Here is a 2647-nt window from a genome sequence, read left to right on the forward strand (position 1 = left end):
ACGATATAAAAGGCGGAAAGAAAACAAGTTTAAAACCAGTACAACTTAAAAAACTTGTAGAATCGTTTCCTAATAGCGCTTCTATATGGAGTCTTAAAAATTCTATTTATAATAATACTAAAGACGAAACGGTACTTTCTGGAAATTTAACAGATGAACATAAACGAATAATAAGTGACGCTTTTTTACTTCATGAAAAAGAAGTTAGAGAAATACCTATTGTTAGTAAATTTATTAAATCTGAAAGACTAGATGCAGAAAATGGCATTATGAGGGAAATAAAATGTTTAAAAAAACTAAGATAATTGTTAAACCTAAATTAAGCCAAGTTCTCGTCTTAATTCAACATTGGTTTCTTTTCGATTTTCTAATCTAGAATTAACACCTTTAATATGAGATAGTTTTTTTAGTATTTTTGAGAATTCAAATTCCAAAGAATTAATTAAATATTCGTTAGAATCTGTTTGTTCTTTAAATTTAGAAAAAAGACAATTAAATTTTTCTATAGCTATTTGTAAATCAATATTCTCATCCTTAAATTGATCTAAAATCCTACCTAATTCTTTATTTAATTCCTGCATTTTAATTTTTAATTAAAGATTTATCAACTTCTTTCATGAAAGTATTGGCTTTTTCAATGAACTGCTCTATTTCTAAATTATTTTTATGTTTTATTCTGGAAACCTTATTTATAAATAAAAACAATAAAACAAAAATAAAGCAAGAACCTATAGCGTAAAAATGTAAGTACTCGTTATCATAATAATATTGAGGTTGAAAAATCCAAATTATTTGAATAGAATAACAATATACAGGAATTAATACAGACAAAAAGTATGGTCGTAATAATATTCCTAATGCTAAAATTATAGGAGCAATACCTTGAGTTAATACCCATATAAAATTTGAGTAGTTTGAAAACCCAAAAGTATTACTACCTTCTATTCCCGTTAATGATAATATTTTATCTAAAAATAACAGTACTCCAGATAATCCAACTACTATTGAACCAATAATTCGAATATTTGACTTCTTCGTGCTATTACTGCCCTTGAGTTCCTGGTCGTTGAACACCTCTATCAACACCTTGGAAATTTTCTTTAAACTGATCTTCTTCATTTAATTCTTGTTTAGTACAAGATGTTAGTAATCCAGTACATAATACTGTTAAAACTAGTAATACTTTTAAGTCTCTCATTTTTTAATACTTTAAGTTTGGTTAATAATTTTAAAGTACTAAATAATAACTTGTTGTTTCTTTGGATTAATATTATTTTATTTTACGACTAAACATAAAAACCGTATTGATTAATAAAAAACTATTTTTAATTGAGTCGACTAAAGTAGCTAAATAAATACAGATAATCATTTATGTGTGTTTAAGCTTACAATTTATATAAAATAGAACATGTGTTTTTTACACAAAAACCGTAGCTTTACTACGGGAAACCCATAAAATATATGTTAAAAAGCGCAAGACACTTATGGATAGTATACAGAGAAGATCATTAAAAAACCTTGATTTGTAGATGTTTAAAAACGGAGAGCGGAGTTTGTAAATTTGCAAATAAATTTTATAACACTTTATCGAAAAGATTAAAATAATTTTAAGGAAGCATTAAGAATTATATTAGTTAGTGCTTGTAATTATAAGAAATGAGTAATTAAAATATATTTTAATATATGCTTATTTAGGAAAGGCTAGACACTGACAGATAAAACTAGATTATACTCAAATATATTACGTAAAGATTCGTTTAGAGTTACAGCATCTAAAAACTTTACTTCCTCAATCAATTCAACTTCCTCTATAATCATCTTACCTCCAAAACAACTAGAAAAACTTAAAAACGAAAAGAAAAAATATATAATATAATTATATTTCATAGTTATTCTGTGTAATAGGTTTTTATATCATATTGCATAGCTCTCCATTGCCATTACCAAAAGCTTTTTGATTAGCCTAAATTTTTTATTTAATCAAAATCGTTTCAGTTATTATTTCTTTCTTATCTAATTTACCATTCTTATAAAACTCTTTAGTTATTATTTCTAAAAAAGAACTTTTACTAATCCAAATACCTGCTTTCCCCCCTTTTTTATATTGGCCCGTAATGTTATTAAATTTATTTTTAAAGCTATAAGAACCCCATTTTACTCCATTTCTGTATGTGATTTTTTCATCACAATCATTCTCTTTAAAATACATCCAACTACCATTCTTTTTCATATAAAAAAGCGAATTGACCATCAAAGTCTGAATAAGCATTTACGCATGTAGAATCGTTAACAATTAATTTAACTGGAGCCGAAATTAACATCTTTCCATCTGGTAATTTAACAAAACCAACAATTACATCATCCCCCAACGGTTGATTATGGTCGTGAGGATAATATTCTACTTTCTCATAAACAACATCAGGAACTTCTATTAATTTAGTCTTACATGAACACACAAAAACTACAATAAAACATAGAATAGGAATTCTCATAATTTAAAACCCAATCTATTCATTAACAATAACACCATTATTATAATACTCTCTTTTTATTTCGTTACCCTGTCTATCGTAAACAATCCAAGCATAATATTTTTTACCATTACGATAATAGCCTTTTTCTTTTAAAATGCCTGTATCATAATAGT

At 25.9% G+C, this 2647-nt stretch carries 6 protein-coding genes; 1 reads left to right on the plus strand and 5 read right to left on the minus strand.

What is annotated here, in order from left to right:
* Positions 1-305 (plus strand): hypothetical protein (locus tag A8C32_RS20605; RefSeq protein ID WP_165605817.1); only part of this gene is annotated, 305 nt, incomplete at its 5' end.
* Between the two features lie 9 nt (positions 306-314).
* Here the strand turns inward: A8C32_RS20605 and A8C32_RS09490 are convergent.
* The 5 genes from A8C32_RS09490 to A8C32_RS09505 all read right to left on the minus strand — a co-directional run bounded on the left by A8C32_RS09490 (position 315) and on the right by A8C32_RS09505 (position 2492).
* Positions 315-581: a hypothetical protein gene (locus A8C32_RS09490; RefSeq protein WP_069830204.1), complete on the minus strand. Its 267-nt coding sequence runs from the start codon at positions 579-581 to the stop codon at positions 315-317.
* Between the two features lies 1 nt (position 582).
* Entirely contained in the window at positions 583-1074 is a 492-nt protein-coding gene (locus A8C32_RS09495) for a hypothetical protein (RefSeq protein WP_069830205.1), read from the minus strand.
* The gene (locus A8C32_RS20610; RefSeq protein ID WP_165605818.1) at positions 1043-1198 is read right to left on the minus strand and encodes a hypothetical protein; all 156 of its coding nucleotides are present in this window, start codon (positions 1196-1198) and stop codon (positions 1043-1045) included. Before A8C32_RS20610 ends, A8C32_RS09495 begins: the two co-directional genes overlap by 32 nt.
* Positions 1199-1972: 774 nt before the next feature.
* Positions 1973-2209 (minus strand): hypothetical protein, encoded by a 237-nt coding sequence (locus A8C32_RS09500; protein ID WP_205635383.1) that lies wholly within the window; start codon positions 2207-2209, stop codon positions 1973-1975.
* Positions 2210-2213: 4 nt separating this feature from the next.
* On the minus strand, positions 2214-2492 hold the full coding sequence (locus A8C32_RS09505) for a hypothetical protein (protein ID WP_069830207.1): 279 nt from the start codon (positions 2490-2492) through the stop codon (positions 2214-2216).
* Positions 2493-2647 lie beyond the last annotated feature (155 nt).

This window comes from Flavivirga aquatica (assembly GCF_001747085.1).
Lineage (GTDB): Bacteria > Bacteroidota > Bacteroidia > Flavobacteriales > Flavobacteriaceae > Algibacter_C > Algibacter_C aquatica.